We start from the raw sequence: 354 nt of genomic DNA on the forward strand, positions 1-354 counted from the left end.
GTCTCAGTGCTATCAGCCTTGCGGCGTTCCTGTAGCTCTATCGTGGGGTTATCCCGCACATATTCGTCAAGCTCTACCTGGTTTTTTGGTAGCCAATCCTCCACAACAATAAGCCCGACATACTCATCTTCAACCCAGCCACCACAGTCATGGTCATATCGATGACGGAAAAATTCTCCGTTTTCGTCACGTTCAGTCAGGGTGTAGCTGTCATACGGACCTCCATAGGTAGGAACGTAACCAAGCTCCGGGTGGCTAATCCACATGAATAATGGATAGCGCGTGATAGGGTCAACGTCAGGACACCAACGCTGCTCGTCTGTTAGTTTGTTAGTTGTCATGGGTTAGTCCGTC

The 354-nt window shown here is 49.7% G+C and carries 1 pseudogene; it reads right to left on the reverse strand.

The annotated features are described in order from the left end of the window. Positions 1-341: pseudogene (locus JTI85_RS15800) on the reverse strand (hypothetical protein); the annotation flags it as partial. Positions 342-354 lie beyond the last annotated feature (13 nt).

Origin of the sequence: Citrobacter sp. Colony219, assembly GCF_019382635.1 — a bacterium.
Taxonomy (GTDB): domain Bacteria; phylum Pseudomonadota; class Gammaproteobacteria; order Enterobacterales; family Enterobacteriaceae; genus Citrobacter; species Citrobacter youngae.